The 16,895-nt window shown below is 70.6% G+C and carries 14 protein-coding genes; 5 read left to right on the plus strand and 9 right to left on the minus strand.

What is annotated here, in order from left to right; genetic code table 11:
• Positions 1 to 17: 17 nt before the first annotated feature.
• The 9 genes from asnB to ACQUQD_RS03250 all read right to left on the minus strand — a co-directional run bounded on the left by asnB (position 18) and on the right by ACQUQD_RS03250 (position 13,515).
• A complete protein-coding gene (gene asnB / locus ACQUQD_RS03210) occupies positions 18 to 1,952 on the minus strand; it encodes an asparagine synthase (glutamine-hydrolyzing) (protein WP_428950372.1) in 1,935 nt (644 codons plus the stop codon).
• A 3-nt stretch (positions 1,953 to 1,955) separates the two neighbouring features.
• The gene (locus ACQUQD_RS03215; RefSeq protein ID WP_428950373.1) at positions 1,956 to 3,470 is read right to left on the minus strand and encodes a Wzz/FepE/Etk N-terminal domain-containing protein; all 1,515 of its coding nucleotides are present in this window, start codon (positions 3,468 to 3,470) and stop codon (positions 1,956 to 1,958) included.
• Entirely contained in the window at positions 3,467 to 4,834 is a 1,368-nt protein-coding gene (locus tag ACQUQD_RS03220; protein ID WP_428950374.1) for a Wzz/FepE/Etk N-terminal domain-containing protein, read from the minus strand. Before ACQUQD_RS03220 ends, ACQUQD_RS03215 begins: the two co-directional genes overlap by 4 nt.
• Positions 4,831 to 6,096, minus strand: coding sequence for a glycosyltransferase family 4 protein (locus tag ACQUQD_RS03225; protein ID WP_428950375.1), 1,266 nt, complete (start codon positions 6,094 to 6,096; stop codon positions 4,831 to 4,833). Before ACQUQD_RS03225 ends, ACQUQD_RS03220 begins: the two co-directional genes overlap by 4 nt.
• On the minus strand, positions 6,086 to 7,402 hold the full coding sequence (locus ACQUQD_RS03230; protein ID WP_428950376.1) for a nucleotide sugar dehydrogenase: 1,317 nt from the start codon (positions 7,400 to 7,402) through the stop codon (positions 6,086 to 6,088). The genes ACQUQD_RS03225 and ACQUQD_RS03230 overlap by 11 nt, the downstream gene beginning before the upstream one ends.
• A 73-nt stretch (positions 7,403 to 7,475) precedes the next feature.
• Positions 7,476 to 8,954: a sugar transferase gene (locus ACQUQD_RS03235; RefSeq protein ID WP_428950377.1), complete on the minus strand. Its 1,479-nt coding sequence runs from the start codon at positions 8,952 to 8,954 to the stop codon at positions 7,476 to 7,478.
• A gap of 538 nt (positions 8,955 to 9,492) precedes the next feature.
• Complete coding sequence (locus ACQUQD_RS03240) at positions 9,493 to 10,314, minus strand: SigB/SigF/SigG family RNA polymerase sigma factor (RefSeq protein WP_428957440.1); 822 nt, start codon at positions 10,312 to 10,314, stop codon at positions 9,493 to 9,495.
• Between the two features lie 376 nt (positions 10,315 to 10,690).
• Positions 10,691 to 11,929, minus strand: coding sequence for a PP2C family protein-serine/threonine phosphatase (locus ACQUQD_RS03245; protein ID WP_428950378.1), 1,239 nt, complete (start codon positions 11,927 to 11,929; stop codon positions 10,691 to 10,693).
• A complete protein-coding gene (locus tag ACQUQD_RS03250) occupies positions 11,926 to 13,515 on the minus strand; it encodes a sensor histidine kinase (protein ID WP_428950379.1) in 1,590 nt (529 codons plus the stop codon). The genes ACQUQD_RS03245 and ACQUQD_RS03250 overlap by 4 nt, the downstream gene beginning before the upstream one ends.
• A 118-nt stretch (positions 13,516 to 13,633) precedes the next feature.
• On the opposite strand from ACQUQD_RS03250, the gene ACQUQD_RS03255 reads away from it, so the two are divergent.
• The 5 genes from ACQUQD_RS03255 (at position 13,634) to ACQUQD_RS03275 (ending at position 16,856) form a co-directional block, all read left to right on the plus strand.
• Complete coding sequence (locus ACQUQD_RS03255) at positions 13,634 to 13,999, plus strand: hypothetical protein (RefSeq protein WP_428950380.1); 366 nt, start codon at positions 13,634 to 13,636, stop codon at positions 13,997 to 13,999.
• A 1-nt stretch (position 14,000) separates the two neighbouring features.
• Positions 14,001 to 14,429 carry a response regulator gene (locus ACQUQD_RS03260; protein ID WP_428950381.1) on the plus strand — a complete coding sequence of 143 codons (429 nt, stop codon included), beginning with the start codon at positions 14,001 to 14,003 and terminating at the stop codon, positions 14,427 to 14,429.
• Positions 14,430 to 14,508: 79 nt separating this feature from the next.
• Complete coding sequence (locus ACQUQD_RS03265) at positions 14,509 to 14,913, plus strand: ATP-binding protein (RefSeq protein WP_428950382.1); 405 nt, start codon at positions 14,509 to 14,511, stop codon at positions 14,911 to 14,913.
• A gap of 95 nt (positions 14,914 to 15,008) precedes the next feature.
• On the plus strand, positions 15,009 to 16,238 hold the full coding sequence (gene manD / locus ACQUQD_RS03270) for a D-mannonate dehydratase ManD (protein WP_428950383.1): 1,230 nt from the start codon (positions 15,009 to 15,011) through the stop codon (positions 16,236 to 16,238).
• A 195-nt stretch (positions 16,239 to 16,433) separates the two neighbouring features.
• Positions 16,434 to 16,856 carry a hypothetical protein gene (locus ACQUQD_RS03275; protein ID WP_428950384.1) on the plus strand — a complete coding sequence of 141 codons (423 nt, stop codon included), beginning with the start codon at positions 16,434 to 16,436 and terminating at the stop codon, positions 16,854 to 16,856.
• Positions 16,857 to 16,895 lie beyond the last annotated feature (39 nt).

Below are 16,895 nucleotides of genomic sequence, written 5' to 3' on the forward strand. Positions count from 1 at the left end.
GCCGTGTTCGCTGTCTTCTACGCCGCCGAGCGAGCGCTCCGACCGGTCCCGGAGGTCGCGTCGCGGTACCAGTACTCGAGGGTCAGCACGTGCCACAGGTGCTTGGAGAAGTCCCGCTGCCCGGCGGCGTCCTCGGCGACCATGCGCGCGAGCGCGTCGCGGCGCAGGAGCCCGGAGTTGACGAGCACACCGTCGTGCACCACCTCGCGCACCAGCGGTGCCAGGTCCCGGCTCATCCAGGCGCGCAGCGGGGCGCTGAACAGGCCCTTGGGGCGGTAGACGATCTCCCGGGGCAGGACCGAGGTGGCCGCCTCCTTGAGGACGGCCTTGCCCTGCCGTCCGACGATCTTGCGGTCGCCGGGTACGGCGAACGCCGCTTTGACCACCTCGACGTCCACGTAGGGCACCCGCACCTCGGTCGACGCGGCCATGCTGGAGCGGTCCGTGTACGTGAGGTTCAGGCCCGGCAGGAACATCCGGGCGTCGCCCAGGCACATGCGGTTGACGAAGTCGTCGAGGTCGTTGTCCTCGTAGATGTCCGCGTGCTCGGTCAGCACGTCGTCGACCGTCCCGGCCAGGTCCGGATCGACCAGGGCGAGCAGTTCCTCCTGGTCGTACATGGTGTAGCTGCGCCGGAACGCGGTCTCCTCCGGCAGATCGGCGAAGGAGAGGAACCGCTTCGCGAAGCGCACCGAGCGGTAGCCCCGGCGGGCCGTGGCGACCGGCAGCCGGTCCACGGCCGCGGACAGGCCGCGCCGCAGGGGCCGCGGGACGCGCTGGTAGCGCAGCGCGATCAGGTTGGCGAGGTGCTTGCGGTACCCGGCGAACAGTTCGTCGGCGCCCATCCCCGAGAGCATCACCTTGACCCCGGCCTCCCGGGCGGCCGAGCAGATCAGGAACGTGTTGATCGCGGCGGGGTCGCCGATCGGCTCGTCCAGGCTGTACGTCATCTGCGGCAGCAGGTCGAGCACGTTCGGGGCGATCTCGATCTCGTGCAGGTCGACACCGAACCGCTCGGCCACCTGCCGGGCGTAGCGCAGGTCGTCCGGCATCGCCTCGAACTTGGCGTCCTCGGCGCGGAACCCGATCGTGTAGGCGGAGATCCCGGGTTGCCGGCGGGCCGCCAGCGCGGTCAGGTAGCTGGAGTCGAGGCCGCCGGAGAGGAAGGTCGCCACGGGTACGTCGGAGAGCATGTGCCGCCGGGTCGACTCCTCGACGATGGCGGCCAGGTCCGGCTGGTCGCCGCTGCGGGCCCGCTCCCGGCCTTCGGCGGCGACGTCCTTGAGGTTCCAGAACCGGCCGCGCTCCACCCGCCCGTCGGGCCGGCATCTGAGCCAGCTCCCCGGGGGCAGCTTCTCCGCTTCGCGGAACGCGCAGCGCGAGTCCGGCACCCAGTAGTAGAGCAGCGAGGCCACCAGCGCGGCGTGGTCCACCTCCAGGGACCCCCCGGTGGCGGCGGCGAGCGCCTTGAGCTCGGAGGCGAAGACCAGACCCGCACCGCGCCGGAGCAGGAACAGCGGCTTGATGCCCAACTGGTCGCGGGCGAGCACCAGTTCACCGGTTCGCTCGTCGAAGATCCCGAACGCGAACATGCCGCGCAGCCGGGGCAGGCAGTCCGTGCCCCAGCGCCGCCACGCCTCCAGCACCACCTCGGTGTCGGAGGTACCGCGGAAGCGCACCCCGGCGGCGGCCAGCTCGGCGCGCAGCTCGGGCGCGTTGTACAGCTCACCGTTGTACGTGAGGACGAGGCCGTCGGAGACCATCGGCTGGGCGCCGGTCTCGGACAGGTCGATGATGGCGAGGCGCCGGTGCCCGAGGTGCACCTCGCCGTCACCGACGCGGTGGCTGTAGCGACCGGAACCGTCCGGACCCCGGTGGGCGAGGGTGTCGGTGAGCCGGTCGGTCACGGCCTTTCCGTCCGGCCATCGGTACGTGCCTGCGATGCCACACATGTCTTACCGCGCCTCCTGGTCGATCTCCGGGACCCGTGCCCATGACGGCCGCTCCGTCCGCGGCCGGCCCGTCGTCTTCTCCCGGGCAGGCCGCACGTTGTGGCCGCGCAGCGCGGTCTGCAGCCCGTCCCAGAGGGTGCCGTCGGTCCGGTCCCGCGGATCGGGGTCGATCAGCACCACACCGATCACCGGGATGAGCAGGTCCGCGAGCTGCCGTGCCACGGTGTGCAGCCATGCGACGCTGCCGTGCCCGGCCCGCACGACGAGCACGGTCTGCGTACCGAGGTCCTGGAGTCCGGTCCACGCCGTGCCGGGCGCCACCGTGCCGACGCCGAGCCGGTGCTCCTGATGCGCCACGGTCGCGGCATGCTCGCTGCTGACCACGGTCGGGTCCCCCGGCTTCAGGCGGCGGCCCGAGAGCTGTCGGCCGGGCAGCGCGTCGATGATGACCGCTTGCCCCTCGGCCCCCAAAGCCCTGGCGAGGTCGAGGGCGATCACGCTGGTGCTGCGCGCGCAGCCCAGTTCGAGCAGCGACACCGGTTCCGTGGAGTCCCGCACGGTGCGGGCCAGGGTCGCGGTGAGCCGTTCGCGTGCCGCCCGGGTCCGTCGGCGTTGCCACGGCCTGCCCGATCGGCGGGGCAGCTCGGCGATGACCGAGGCGCCCAGGTTCGCCGCGATGTCCCGGCGCAGCACGGGGCGGTCCGCCACCACCGTGCCGACCGCGGCCAGCGCGAGGCCGAGGACGAGCCCGAGGACGAGGCCGATCGCGGCGTCGGTGGCGGCGGCCTTGGGCAGGGAGTGCCGCACCGCGCGCGGGGCGTCCACGATCTGCGTGCCGGCGACCACCTTGGGGGTGCCGGTGCGTGCGTCCGCGGCGCGCTGGTCGAAATCGGCGATCCGTGAGTTGAGTTCGGCCCGGCGGGCGAAGAGCGACTCGATGCTCGCCGACGCCTTCGGGTCGCTGTCCGGCGACCTGTTCCCGATCTCCTTGTTGACCTGGGTGAGTTCGTCCCGCATGCGGTCACGCTGGTCGCTCAGGGCTTTGGCCTCGGCATTCGCGGCTTCCTGCATCCGCCGCACGTGGTCCGCGACGAACGCGTCGGCCAACGCCTGGGCTCGGGCGACCGCTTCGGCGTCGCTGTCACCGGTCACGTCGATCTGGAGCAGGTTGTTGGTCAGGCCGGTCCCCCGGTAGTCGCGCATGAAGTCCTGCGGGTCCTCGGAGGACTTGAGGGCCCGCAGGGCCTTGTCGGCGATCTGCGTGGTCCCCAGTACGGCGACGTCGGTGCGGATCAGCGTTCCGGTGTCGTTGGGCTGGTCGTCCTCGTGCGCGACCAGCACCTTGGTCACCGCGGTCGGTGGCGGCGGCATCAGGACGGCCACCGCCGCGCCGGCCAGCAGCCCGAGGAGCGCCAGGGAGCACCAGAGGCGGCGGCGCCTGCGCACCGACACCACCAGCGCCTGCAGGTCGAAGAGCGGGGCGGCCGCCGACGACTCGGACGTCGTGCTCGTCGTCACAGCGAACCTCCCGTCATGTGACCGTGCGCCGCGAGCGCCGGAGCGGCGTCGTCCGAAGGACGGTCGGCAGACCGTGTCGCACGGGCCAGGACCGTGCCGACGACGACGGTGCCGACGACCTCATGGCTGCCGTCCGCGCACGCCTCGGCGATGCCGGCGAGCTCTTCCGCGGTCCAGCTGCCGGCGCTGAGGACCACCAGGGCACCGGACTCGGTGTCGCGGTCCGGCACGGTCGGCCGGTCCGTCGAAACCTCCACCACGCGCAGCACCGGGTCGCCCTGGGCCTCGGCGGCGAGCTGCTCGGCGGCCTGGTGGGCGGTCGCGTCGCCGTTCGGTACGACGACCAGCAGCCGCCGGGGTGAGGGCAACCGGTCCCGGAGGCGGGCGCACACCCGCTGGTAGCGGATCCGTCTGCCGGCCTCGTCGCCGGATCTCTGCGGGGCCGGTACGTCCCACCGGGTGTCGATGCCGAGGAGCCGGCGGATCCGGGCGCGCGGGGCAGCGTCCTGCGGCCGGTGCGCGCCCTGTTCACCCGGCACGTCGACGGTGCCGAGGAGCGGCGAGCCCAGCGCCGCGGCGATCTCCGGTTCGGTGCGCAGCCGGCGGTTCGCCCGTGCGGCGACGAGATGGCCGATGACCGCGAACAGGAAGAACAGCAGCGCTCCGGCGACGATGAACTGCGTCCTCGTCGGCGGCGCCTCGCCGGTCGGCCGGGCCGCCGGGCCCATGACCACCATGCCCGCCTTGTCGGTCGCCGGGTCGGCCTGGTCGAGCTTCGTCATGGCCTCCTCCAGCGAGGTGCGCAGCTTCTCGAGGGCGGTGCGGGCCTGCACGCTCTCCACGGTCTGCCCCGGGTCGGCCGCATCGGCCAGGTCGGAGATGCGGCGGTTGGTCTCCACGACCTGCTGACGCAGCGCCTCGGTCCCGGTCGCCGCGTCGGGGTCGGTGCTGCCGCCCGCGATCCGCGCGGCGAAGCTGACGAATTCCTTGGCCACTTGGTCGGAGAGCTGCTGTGCGCGCTTCGGGGTGTCGGCCGTGCCCGAGATCTTGATGAGGTTCCCGTCGGCCGCCTTGGCGCTCACTCGGTCCCGCAGCTCGCTGCTGGTGACGTCATGCCAGTCGAGCTTGGCGGCGGCACGGTCGACCACCGACGAACTGGTCGCGATGTCCACCTGGGTCAGCAGTTCGCGCTCCTCCCACTGCCCGGGGAGCAGTACTGATGCCGACGCCGTGTAGCGGGGCGGGAACACCATCGATGTGCCGTAGCCGACGAGCGCGCCGACCACGGTGAGAACGGCGAGCAGCCGCCACCGCCGGCGCAGTATCCGCCCGACTGTGACCAGGCGGATCGTGTCATCACTCACTGACGCGGCCTCTTCCTCGTACCGTCCGGGCCACCTGCCGACACCGGAGTGCGGTCACGGCACGCGGCGGCGTAGGCGGCGAGCAGCGACGCCTGCGAGTTCCGCCAGGAAAGCTGCCCGCTGATCCGCTCCTGGCCCGTCTCGCCCATCCGGGCGCGCTTCTCCGGATCGTCGAGGAGCACCGTGATGAGCTTGGCGAATTCGGCCTCGTCGTTGGCGGGCGCGTAGACGGCGGCGTCACCGGCGGAGACGCGCGCCTCCCGGAGGTCGAACGAGACGATGGGCCGGCCCATCGCCATGTACTCCAGGACCTTGTTCATGGTGGACACGTCGTTGAGCGGATTGCGCGGGTCCGGGGACAGGCACACGTCCGCGGTGGACAGGTAGCGCACCAGGTCGGCGTCCGGAATGCGTCCGGTGAACTGCACCTGCTCGCAGAGCCCGAGCTGCCGGGACAGCTCCACCATCGCGTCGAAGGCGTCGCCGGAGCCGACGAACACCGCGTGCCAGTCGGTCCGTCCGAACTCGTCGCGCAGCTTGGCCAGTGCCCGCAGGGCGTAGTCGACGCCGTCCTGCGGGCCCATGACGCCGAGGTAGCACAGCAGATGAGGCTTGCCGCGCTTCAACTCCGGCTCGGGCGGAACCGGTTGGAAACGGTCGGTCTGCGGCGCGCTGCGCACCACGAACACGTCCTCCGGCCGCTGCCCGCCGCGGCCCACCGCGACGTCCCGGTAGCTCTCGTTCGTGGCGAGCACGACGTCCGCGGCCCGGTACGTCATCCGTTCCAGCGCGCACACGCCGCGGTAGAGCAGGTCCTTGCCGCGGTCGAACCGGGAGAGGTACAGCTCGGGTACCAGGTCGTGCTGGTCGAAGACGAACCGCGCGCCGCGCCGCTTCAGCCACCGTGCCGACAGGAACAGCAGGTCGGGCGGGTTGCAGGCGTGGACCACGTGGACCGGGCCGACCTTGCGGATCAGCCGGGCCGTGTGCCACAACGCCGATCCGTACTCCTTCAGGTAGCCGGCCGGTCCTCCGGTGGCCGCGCGCAACGGGTAGCGGTGGATCCGCACCCCGTCGATCACCGCCTCCGGCTCCGTGTCCCGCTTGCTCCCTCGGGGGCAGATGACGTGCACCTCCCACCCGGCGTCGCGCAGCGTCGTGCACTCCTGCCAGACCCGCCGGTCGAACGGCACCGACAGGTTCTCGACCAGGATCAGCGCGCGACGGCCCGTGCCGTCGCCGCCGGTCGTGTTACCAAGCAAGGCCCATGTACCCCGGTTCGGCCCGGCGCGCTTCGGCGTCGGGAAGGCGGACGAGATCGACGATCACCGGTTTTTCGCCGTGGCCGAGCGCCGAGAGGACAGCCGGGTCCTTGGTCCCGACGAGGCACACCTCGGCGTGCTCCAGCACCTCGCCGACGGAGTTCGCGAGCAGCTGCGCGAGGTGCGGCAGCCGAGTCTCGATGTACTCGCGGTTGGCGCCGATCAGCCGGGAGAGGCTCACGTTGGCGTCGTAGATCCGCAGGTCGTACCCCTTGCCGAAGAGCCTCTCCGCCAGCTCGACGAGCGGGCTCTCGCGGAGGTCGTCGGTGCCGGGCTTGAAGGACAGCCCGAACATGCCCACCCGGCGCTTGCCGGTGCGCTCGACCAGGTCGACCGCGCGCTGCAGATGGTCGGAGTTGGAGGGCAGCACGTGGGAGAGGATGGGCACCGAGACGTCGGCCCGGTTGGCCGCGTGGACCAGGCTGCGCAGGTCCTTGGGCAGGCAGGAGCCGCCGAAGGCGAAGCCGGGCCGCAGGTAGGCGGGACTGATGTTCAGCTTGCGGTCGGCCAGGAACACGTCCATGACCTGGTGCGAGTCCACCCCGAGGGCCTGGCAGACCGCGCCCAGCTCGTTCGCGAAGCCGATCTTGAGGCCGTGGAACGCGTTGTCCGCGTACTTGATCGCCTCGGCTGTCGAGACCGGCACCCGGAACACCTCGCCGGGCAGGCCGTCGTACAGCGCCGCCACCACGTCGCCGCTGTCCGCGTCGACTTCGCCGATGACGGTCTTGGGCGGGTCGAAGAAGTCCCGCACGCTCGTGCCCTCGCGCAGGAACTCCGGGTTGACCGCGACGCCGAAGTCCACCCCGGCCGTGCCGCCCACGTACTTCTCCAGGATCGGCACCAGCAGGTTCGTGCAGGTGCCCGGCAGCATGGTGCTGCGGAACACGATGGTGTGCCGCCCGCCCCGTTCGGCCAGTGCGGCGCCGATCTGCTCGGTGACCCGCTCCAAGTACGTGGTGCACAGGCTGCCGTTGGGCTCCGACGGTGTGCCCACGCAGATCAGGGACACCTCGCTGCCCATGATCGCCTCGCGGACGTCGGTGGTGGCGCGTAAGGCTCCGGTCCCTACGACCTCGGCGGTGAGCTCGCCGATCCGCTCCTCGACCACCGGGGCCTTGCCGTCGTTGACCAGGTCGACCTTCGCCTGGTTGACGTCCACACCGATGACCTCGTGGCCGAGGCTCGCCAGGCACGCGGCCGACACGCAGCCCACGTAGCCGAGCCCCAGGACGCTGACTCTCATGACCCGTTCCTCCCCCAAGGCAGGCCCTTTCGGCCTGCGTTCCCTGCGTCGTCCGTGCGATGCTCCCCGCGCATCAGTACGCCCCCTGCCCGTGGAGCACCGCGCGCAGCGTCTTCCACAAGATCACTGTGTCGAGGGCGAGCGACCAGTCCTCCACGTACCGCAGGTCGAGGCGGACGGCCTCCTCCCACGGCAGGTCGCTGCGCCCGCTGATCTGCCACAGGCCGGTGAGCCCGGGCTTGACGAGCAGCCGCCGCCGGATGTCCGGGCCGTACGCCGCGGACTCCTCCGGTAAGGGAGGCCGCGGGCCGACGAGCGACATCGAACCGGTGAGCACGTTGAAGAGTTGCGGGAGTTCGTCGAGCGAGTACCGGCGCAGCACCGTCCCCACCCGGGTCACCCGCGGATCCCGGCGGAGCTTGAACAGCAGCCCCGCGCCCTCGTTGCGGTCGGCCAGTTCGGCACGTGCCCCGTGGGCTCCGGTCACCATGGTGCGGAACTTGAGAATGGTGAACTCGCGGCCGTCCTTGCCGACTCTGCGCTGGCGGTAGAACGCGCCGCCCCGGCTGTCCGCCAGGACGAACAGTCCGACAAGCACCATCAGCGGCGCGAACAGCATCAGCAGGACCGCCGCGCCCAGCCGGTCGACGACCTCTTTGACCGCCCGGCGGCCCCCGGTGAAGGTCGGCATGCTGACCCGCAGCAGCGGGATGCCGAGCACCGCGTCGACGTGCAGCCGCGGGCCGGCCACCTCCATCAGGACGGGGGCCACGACCATCTCGGCCTCGCTGCCTTCGAGGTTCCAGGCCAGCCGCTGCAGCCGGTCCGGTGACCAGTGCGGGTCCGGGGTGACCGCGACGACACGGTAGCCGTCGCGGCGGACGTGGTTGGCGACGTCCGTCAGCCGGCCGACGACCGGCACTCCGTCCAACTGGTCACCGTCGAGCCCGAGACCGTCCGTGGTGCACACCGCGTCCACGCGCCAGCCGAGGTGCGGAAACTTGCGGGTCCGGTTGATCAGGTCGCGCACGGTGGCCGGGCTCCCGGCAGCGAGCACCGGTCTGAGGCACTGCCCTTCCTTCCGCTGCTTGTGCAGCGAGAGGCGGAGCACATACCGCTCGGTCATGGTGACGAGCGCGATCGCGGGGATCGCGACGAAGATCCATAGTTTGATGTTGCGCGAGGTGAGGGCTATCCCGCCGAGCGCGAGCACGACGGTCGCCGTGAACAGTGAGCGTCCGAGCCTGCGGAACTCCTCGGCTCCCTGACCGAGCACAGCCGGGGCCCAGGCCCGGCTGACCGCAAGCGATGCCAGCACCAGCAGTTCGGTGCCGAAGGCGAGGATTCCCCATTTCTCATGCCAGTTGGCCGCGTCCCGGGCCCCGAAAAAGTTGCCGATCCCGGCCACCACCAAGGCGGTGGCCACGGTGTCGCTGGTGATCACGGTACGGCGATACCGCTGTTCCCAGTCATTCGCCGGCTGGCTGATCGTCCCGTCCGCCAGACGCCCGCGCGCCGACGGAAAAGGGCCGACTAATCCCCCCTGCCGCACAAGAACCCCCCGGTCCCCAATGGTTCGACATGGTCGTGTGCTGATCCCCCCGGGAGGCCACGCCCCCCGCACCGCGCTGTTCCTCCCCCTGGAGGCCCCCGCCTCCCGCGCATGACTTCTCGGCCGTTTCAGCGCTGCTTGGACTGCTCACCCCGGCGGCAGATTCGCAGGTCCTGCCGGACTGCCGAGATGCACGGGACCCGTCTCAACTTCGAGTGCTCCCCACACCCGAAGCCCCCTCTCGGGCCCCCAGAATTGATCACCCCCGCCTCTGACGCCGGAGACACAACAGCTGAATATCCATGGCATTTGAGCTATAGATCATCACTTGTCGCCTCGTGTCCCGGCATGTGAAGCATGGACAATCTAGAGCATCGGAACCCGTCTGGAGAGGGTGATGTGTGGAATTTGTGCTCAAGATTTGTAGCTGGGGTCACGGGCCGCTGACCGGCCGCGGATTTCCGGCTGGCCAAAACCTGTCTTGCGGCTTGTGACGTCGGGAGCTCCCGGAGGGCCGGCCGCGCGGGACAGGCGCCCGTCAGGAACCGCCGTCCCCCAGCAGACCGATCCGGAGTCTGGCCACGAGCCTGCTGATCAGGCGTGAGGCGTGCATCTGCGAGACGCCCAACTCGCGGCCGATCTCGACCTGGGAACGCTCCTCCACGAAACGCATATGCAGGATGACGCGATCTCGTTCGTCCAGCTCCGCGATGAGCGGAGCGAGGGAGCGCTGGGTCTCGATGAGTTCGTAGGACTGTTCCTCGAAACCGACGAAGTCGCCCAGCACGGTGTCGGTTTCGCCGCTGCCCCCGGAGACGGCGGCGTCCAGGGAGGCGGTGTTGTACCCGTTCACCGCCATCTGGACCTGGGCGACCTCGGCCCGGTCGAGCTGCACCCGCTCCGCCAGTTCGGCCGTGGACGGCGAGCGCCCCAGACGCTGGCGCAACTCCTCGGTCGCCTCGGTCACTTCGGCGCGGGCCTCCTTCAGCCGGCGCGGGACGTGCACGGCCCACGTGGCGTCGCGGAAGAAGCGCTTGATCTCACCGGTGATCCACGGAACGGCGAAGGACGTGAACTCCACCTCGCGGGAGAGCTCGAACCGGTCGATGGCTTTGATCAGACCGATCGTGCCGACCTGGACGAGGTCCTCTCTCTCCGCGACACCGCGGTACTTGAACCGTCCGGCCGCGTACTGGACCAGCGAGAGGTTCATCTCGATCAGCGTGTTGCGCACGTACTGGTGATCACGCGTACCCTCCTCGAGCTGCGCGAGGCGCTCGAAGAAGTACGTGGCCACTTCTCTGACGTCACGCGGCGCGATCGACGCCGGATCCGCGTAAGCCTGTTCCACCAACTTCATGTCGACGCCGCCCGCCTCGTGGGCGTGCTGCTGCGACATCACTGTGGTCATCCGATCCATCCTCTTCACTTCTTCAGAACTGCTCCGGATCGGAACGCATCCGTGCCGGGCGTCACCCTTCGACCGCTCGGCGGCGGGCAGTTGGAACACACGCGACAAAGTACCCCAATGCGACGGCCCAACCGCGTACCTGGATCACGCGCGTGGGCGCCAACAGGGGCCGGCCGGCGCCATGGCGCGCAGGAGGTACGACGGACCGAAGGTCGTCGACGTGACAGGGACGGATCCGGCGGCGCGGCGCTGCGCCGAGGACGGACGGCAGCGCAAAGCGCGCCAGGGGCGGCCTAGTTGACCGCGGGCCGCCCCTGGGGCGTCGTCAACGACGCTCGAGCCGCGGGGACGGGGAATCAGCTGTCCCCGGAGCGGGCAGCAGGCCCGTGAGTGAACCGATGCCGTTCCATTCCAGACGGAGAATGGCGAGATCGTCGGTGTGCCGGTTGGCGTTGAGTTCGCGGACCTGGGTGATCAGCTCGTCGAGGTGCGTGTCGGTGTCGTCCGCCGGTATCCGGTCCATGAGACGGATGAGTCCGTCCACGCCGAGCCGCTGCGGCTCTTTCCCCTCGTGGCCCTCGACCAGGCCGTCCGTGTAGATGACGAGCGCTCCACGGTCCGGCAGGGTGAGCTCGCTGGCCTGCCAGTTGGCGTGGCCCGGCGCGATGCCCAGAGCGATGCCGTGGCGTGCCGACACCTCGCGCGTCCGGCCCGCCGTGGTCAGCAACGGCGGGTGATGGCCCGCGAGATGGAGGGTCGCGCGGCCGGCGGCCGGGTCCAGGCAGGCCAGCGTGACGGTCGCGAAGAGGTCGCTCTGCGTGCGTTCGGCGACCAGCATCCGTTCGAGGAGCAGCAGCAGGTCCTGGGCGCGGTGGCCGCCCAGGGTGAGGGATCGCCAGGCGATGCGCAGACACACTCCGAGCGCGGCGGCGTCGGGACCGTGCCCGCTCACGTCACCGACGATGGCGTGCAACTGACCGTCGGGCGTCTGGACCACGTCGAGGAAGTCGCCGCCCAGTAAGGCCCGTTCGCGGCCGGGCAGGTAGCGGCTCGTGGCCCTGATGGCGGAGGCGGAGATCATCGGCTGCGGCAGCAGGCCCCGTTCGAGGCGGGCGTTCTCCTCGGCGCGCAGCTGCCCGGTCCGGATGTCGGCGCTGGCCCGCTCGGCCTGCTTGCGGTGGACCGCGTAGCGAACGGCGCGGTGCAGAAGGTCAGGGGCGACCTGACCCTTGACGAGGTAGTCCTGGGCACCGGCGGCCACCGCCTCGCTGCCGGCCTGCGACTCGGCGAGACCGGTCAGGACGATGATCGCCGCATCGGGTGCGATCTCCTGGACCGCGGCGACCGCACCGATCCCGCTGGCGTCGGGCAGGTGCAGGTCCAGCAGGATGCAGTCCGCGGCGTGGACCGTCGGTTCGGCGCGGACAGCGGCGAGGCTGCTGGCCCGGATCAGCGAATGGCGCAGCCCGGTGTCGATCAGCAACTCCTCCACCAGGAGGGCGTCGCCGTCGTCGTCCTCGACCAGGATGATCCGCACGTGCTGTTCGGGTGCGAAGGTGTTCATCTCGCGGCCGCGCCTTCGACGACGTCGGCCTGCTGCGCGGCCCCGGTGGCCGCGAGGGTGAAGACGAAGCGGGTGCCGGGCCCGTGGTCCGGGTCGATACCGATGGTTCCGCCGTGGAACTCGGTGATCTTCTTGCACATGGCGAGGCCGATGCCGCTTCCTGGATAGGCGTCCTTGGTGTGCAGGCGCTGGAAGATGATGAACACCTTCTCCGCGAACTCCGGGGCGATCCCGATGCCGTTGTCGCTGACCGCGCAGCGCCACAGGTCGCCGTCACGGGTCGCCTCGATGGTGATCTCGGGTGCCCGGTCGGCGTGCCGGAACTTCACGGCGTTGGCGATCAGGTTCTGCCACAGGATGCCGAGCTGCGTGCTGTCCCCGGTGACGGTGGGGAGCGGATCGCGCACGATCCGGGCGCCGGACTCCTCTATGGAGACACTCAGCGCGTCGAGCGTCTGGCTGACCACCGCGTCGAGATCGACCTCGCGGTGGTCGTTGTGGACGCGGCCCACGCGCGAGAACTCCAGCAGGTCGTTGATGAGCTTCTGCATGCGGTTCGCCCCGTCGACCGCGAACCCGATGTACTGGTCGGCCCGCTCGTCGAGCTGTCCGGCGTAGCGACGCTGGAGGAGCTGGCTGAAGCTCGACACCTTGCGCAGGGGTTCCTGCAGGTCGTGCGAGGCGACGTAGGCGAACTGCTCCAGCTCGGAGTTGGAGCGGCGCAGGTCCACCGCCTGTTCGTCGAGCCGGCGGCGGGCTTCCTCGGTGAAGGCGAGTTCGTCCAGGAGCCGGCGCCGCATGGCTTCCATGTCCGCGCCGAGCCGGCGCAGGTCCGCGGGTCCGGTGGCGACGACGGGGTGCTCGAAGTTGCCGCCGGAGACCTCGCGGGCATCGGCGCCCAGCCGCTCCAGAGGGGTGGTGATGCCCCGCCGGAGCCCCTCGAAGACCAGGACCGTGAGCAGGAGGATGACAGCGGCGATGCTGATGAGGATGCCGTCGCGCAGCCGCGACGCGCTCTTCAGATCCTCCGTGGCCGCGAAGCGGGCGTCGCGCAGGTGGTCCTGCTGGACGACCATGGCCTTGCGCAGCGCGTCGAACGAGGTCTTGCCCTGGGTGGCCCGTTGCGCGGAGAGTTCCACCGAGGTCCCGGCGGGGGCCTCGGCGACCGGTCGGGCAACGGTGCGCTGCCAGCGTCCCGCCTTGGCCAGGACGTTGTCGAGGTCGGCCCGCCCCTCCTTGTCGTCCGCGAGCAGGTCGCGCAGCTGGGTCACGGCCGAGCGCTGGTCGGTCAGGCCCTGCTCGTAGGGCGCAAGGAAGGCACGCTCACCGGTGAGGCCGTAGCCGCGGACGCCCGTCTCCTGGTTGACCAGGGCCGCCTCCAGGCGCACGGCGTTGGACAGGGACGGGCTGCGGACACCGACCAGCTCGTCGGTGATGGCGGACGCGCGGGTCAGGGACCAGAGACCGAGCCCGCCGAGCACGGCGAGCACGACGAGCGCCGAGCCGGCGCTCACCCGCAGCCAGCGGCGCGTGGTCCAGTTCGCGCGGGATGTTCGGGAACGTCCGCTCTTGACGTCGGTCGCCATACCGGGGCGCTCCTTGAATCAGTCAGGGCCGCCTCCCCTTGTGCGCGGCGTGCATACTGTAACCGCAATCCGACAAGTCATGTTGTCGAGCGACCAGCAGTTTCCTAGGGTGTGCGGCATGCCTGGCAAGCATTTCTCCCTACGTGTGACCGAGGAGGAGATCGCCCAGCTGTCCATCGACGCGCTCGGCGACCTCGTCCGTCGGCTCACCCCTCGCACCCTGGACCCCCGGCCCGCCGACGACGGCCACGTCACGGCACAATCACAGGCGTTGACGCGCTTGTACATGGTGTTGCAACTGAGGAGCGCGCTGGATCGCCTGGAGTACCAGGCGGCCCAGGATGCGGTCGCGGCGGGGGCCGGCTACCCGGAGCTCGGCCGGGTCCTCAACATCACCCGGCAAGGGGCCAGGAACCGCTGGCCCGATCTGATCACCCACCCGTCCCGCACCCCAGCCGACCCGACCCCGCCCCGGAGCCCATGAGATGACCACGTCGCCCCGTCCCTACGACGTCCTCCTCGTCGAGGACGACCTCGCCGACGCCATGCTGGTCCAGGACGCCCTGAGCGCGCGCGGTGCCCGGAACCTGACCCAGGTCGAGGACGGCATCGCCGCTCTGGAGTACCTGCGCGACCCGAGCTCCACGCGTCCCGACCTGATCGTCCTCGACCTCAACATGCCGAGGATGAACGGGCGGGAGCTGCTGGCCGTGCTCAAGGGCGACGACGACCTGCGCACGATCCCCGTGGTGGTCCTGACGACCTCCGCGGCTCCGGACGACGTGACGGGCGCCTACCGGCAGTACGCCAACGCCTACGTCACCAAGCCGGTCAACCTCGACGACTTCGAGCACGCGGTCCAGAGCATCGACGCGTTCTACCTGGACACGACCACTCAGCCTCCCCGTCCCTGACGAGACCGTGGAGCAGACGTCCGCGCACCGGGGTTCGGGCTACAGAGGCCCGGTGCCCGAAGACACTGGAGGAGGTCCTGTGGGTGCTCCGGACGCATCCGACACGGAGCGCTTCACCTGCTCGCAGGCTCGGACCGACACGAGCAGGACCGTGGTCGCCCTGTGCGCGGACCTGACCGAGCAGCAGGCCCGCCGTCTGCACGACGATGCGCTCCTGATCGCCAGCGAGCTCGCCTCGAACGCGCTGCGCCACGGCGGTGGCATCACCGGCTTCAGCGCCCGCGTCCACGACGGTGCCCTGGTGGTCGAGGTCAGCGACCGCAGCCCGCACGCACCGCTCCTGAGACCCCACGACCCCACCGTCCCCGGCGGGTTCGGCTGGATGATGGTCAACGACCTGGCGCACGCCGTCACCGTCGAGGCGCACGACCGGGGCAAGACCATCTCCGCCGTGCTGGGCACCGCTCCCTACCGTCGGCCGTGACCGGAACATGTACGACCTGCGGCGCGGCGGCCCGGGCCGGCCGGCCCTCGCGGCAGTGAACCGGCTCCGTCGCTCCCTCGACCCAGAAGGTGGACATGCGCATCACTTCGGCCGACGTCATCGTCACCAGCCCCGGCCGCAACTTCGTCACCCTGAAGATCACCACGGACGAGGGGATCACCGGTCTCGGCGACGCCACGCTCAACGGGCGCGAACTCGCCGTCGTGTCCTACCTCCGCGACCACCTCGCCCAACTGCTCGTCGGCCGTGACCCGCACCGCATCGAGGACACCTGGCAGTTCCTCTACCGCGGCGCCTACTGGCGGCGCGGACCGGTGACGATGGCCGCCGTCGCCGCCGTCGACATGGCGTTGTGGGACATCAAGGGAAAGGTCGCGGGTCTCCCCGTGTACCAGCTCCTCGGCGGTGCCTGCCGCACCGGCCTCATGACCTACGGCCACGCCTCCGGCCGCGATCTGCCCGAGCTGTTCGACTCGGTGCGCCAGAACATCGAGGAGGGGCACCAGGCCGTACGGATCCAGACCGCCGTCCCCGGCCTCAACGCCGTGTACGGAGTGGCGGCGCAGCCCCAGGCCAGTGGCGAGCGCTACGACCACGAGCCGGCCGGGCGGGGCCCCCGCCCTCCGGAGGAGGACTGGGACACCCGCGCCTATCTGCGCCATCTGCCCACTGTCTTCGAAGCCGTACGGAACGAGTTCGGGCCCGCCCTGCCGCTGCTGCACGACGGCCACCACCGGATGACGCCGATCCAGGCGGCGAAGCTCGGCAAGTCCCTTGAGCCCTATGACCTGTTCTGGCTGGAGGACAGCACGCCCGCCGAGCACCAGGAGGCCTTCCGCCTGATCCGCCGGCACACCACCACTCCCCTGGCGGTCGGCGAGGTCTTCAACCACGCGGCCGACTTCCAGACCCTGCTGAGCGAGCGGCTCATCGACTACGTACGGGCAGCCTCGACCCACTTCGGCGGCATCACCCCGCTGCGCAAGATCATGAACACCGCGGCGGAGTACCAGATCAAGTCGGGCTTCCACGGGCCCACCGACATCTCCCCCGTCGGCCTGGCCGCCCAGGCCCATCTGGGCCTGGCCCTCCACAACTTCGGGATCCAGGAGTACATGGGGCACAGCGATGCCACGCACGTGGTCTTCCGCCCCTCGCTGACGTTCAAGGACGGTCTGCTCCACCCCGGCAACACCCCTGGGCTCGGCGTCGACCTGGACGAGGAGGCCGCCGCGGCCCACCCGTACCAGCAGGCTTATCTGCCCTACAACCGCCTCGCCGACGGCACCGTCCACGACTGGTGACGGATTCACCGCTTCCCGGTGCGGGCCCGCGATCGGCTTCTGTACGGACAGTCCGCGAAACGGACAGATTCCGGCTTGCGGCGAGGCGGGGGCTGTAGGCGGAGGACAATTCTGGTGGGCTGCGCCGCGAAGGCCCGCACATCACGACTCAGCCCAGGAAGGCGTGCCCGCCCAGACCTAGCGAGCGACGATGCCATGGAACGCTTCGTGGAACCGTGCGGATCCGACCGTGCCGGACAGCAGTTGTGCATCCAGCTCACGCGGCTCTCCGAACTCGTGCGCTACGCACAGGACGTCATGGAACTGAAGGCGGAGGACGCGGACGTCTTCATGCCCCTCTACGCCGTCCTGCTGCACGGCGCCTGCCCCGACTCCGTCGTGATCCGCCGTCTTCGTCGGCCGGCCGAGTGCGCGGTCGGGCAGGCGGCACTCACGGCCTCGCTCTCGTGCCCGCAGCGGGAGACAGCGGTGCAGCTCCTGATGACGGTGTGGTCCGCGAGTCTCACGCCGGACGCGGAGGCCGAGTTGTGGGCCGCTCGTGCGCCCGACCTGCCCACCCGCTGCCTGCGTGCGGCGGCCACCGACTCCGGGCCGCCCTCGCCGATGCCGCTCGCCTAGCGGTCGCGCTGTCCCCACGCGCCGGTCGCCGCACGCGCC

The sequence above is a fragment of the Streptomyces sp. cg35 genome (assembly GCF_050410835.1).
GTDB lineage: Bacteria > Actinomycetota > Actinomycetes > Streptomycetales > Streptomycetaceae > Streptomyces.

Excerpts from the sequence above, each read along its gene's own strand:
- asnB (WP_428950372.1), bottom strand. The coding sequence starts at position 1,952 with ATGTGTGGCATCGCAGGCACGTACCGATGGCCGGACGGAAAGGCCGTG.
- ACQUQD_RS03230 (WP_428950376.1), bottom strand. The coding sequence starts at position 7,402 with ATGAGAGTCAGCGTCCTGGGGCTCGGCTACGTGGGCTGCGTGTCGGCC.
- ACQUQD_RS03240 (WP_428957440.1), bottom strand. The coding sequence starts at position 10,314 with ATGAAGTTGGTGGAACAGGCTTACGCGGATCCGGCGTCGATCGCGCCG.
- ACQUQD_RS03245 (WP_428950378.1), bottom strand. The coding sequence starts at position 11,929 with ATGAACACCTTCGCACCCGAACAGCACGTGCGGATCATCCTGGTCGAG.
- ACQUQD_RS03250 (WP_428950379.1), bottom strand. The coding sequence starts at position 13,515 with ATGGCGACCGACGTCAAGAGCGGACGTTCCCGAACATCCCGCGCGAAC.
- ACQUQD_RS03255 (WP_428950380.1), top strand. The coding sequence starts at position 13,634 with ATGCCTGGCAAGCATTTCTCCCTACGTGTGACCGAGGAGGAGATCGCC.
- ACQUQD_RS03260 (WP_428950381.1), top strand. The coding sequence starts at position 14,001 with ATGACCACGTCGCCCCGTCCCTACGACGTCCTCCTCGTCGAGGACGAC.
- manD (WP_428950383.1), top strand. The coding sequence starts at position 15,009 with ATGCGCATCACTTCGGCCGACGTCATCGTCACCAGCCCCGGCCGCAAC.
- ACQUQD_RS03275 (WP_428950384.1), top strand. The coding sequence starts at position 16,434 with ATGGAACGCTTCGTGGAACCGTGCGGATCCGACCGTGCCGGACAGCAG.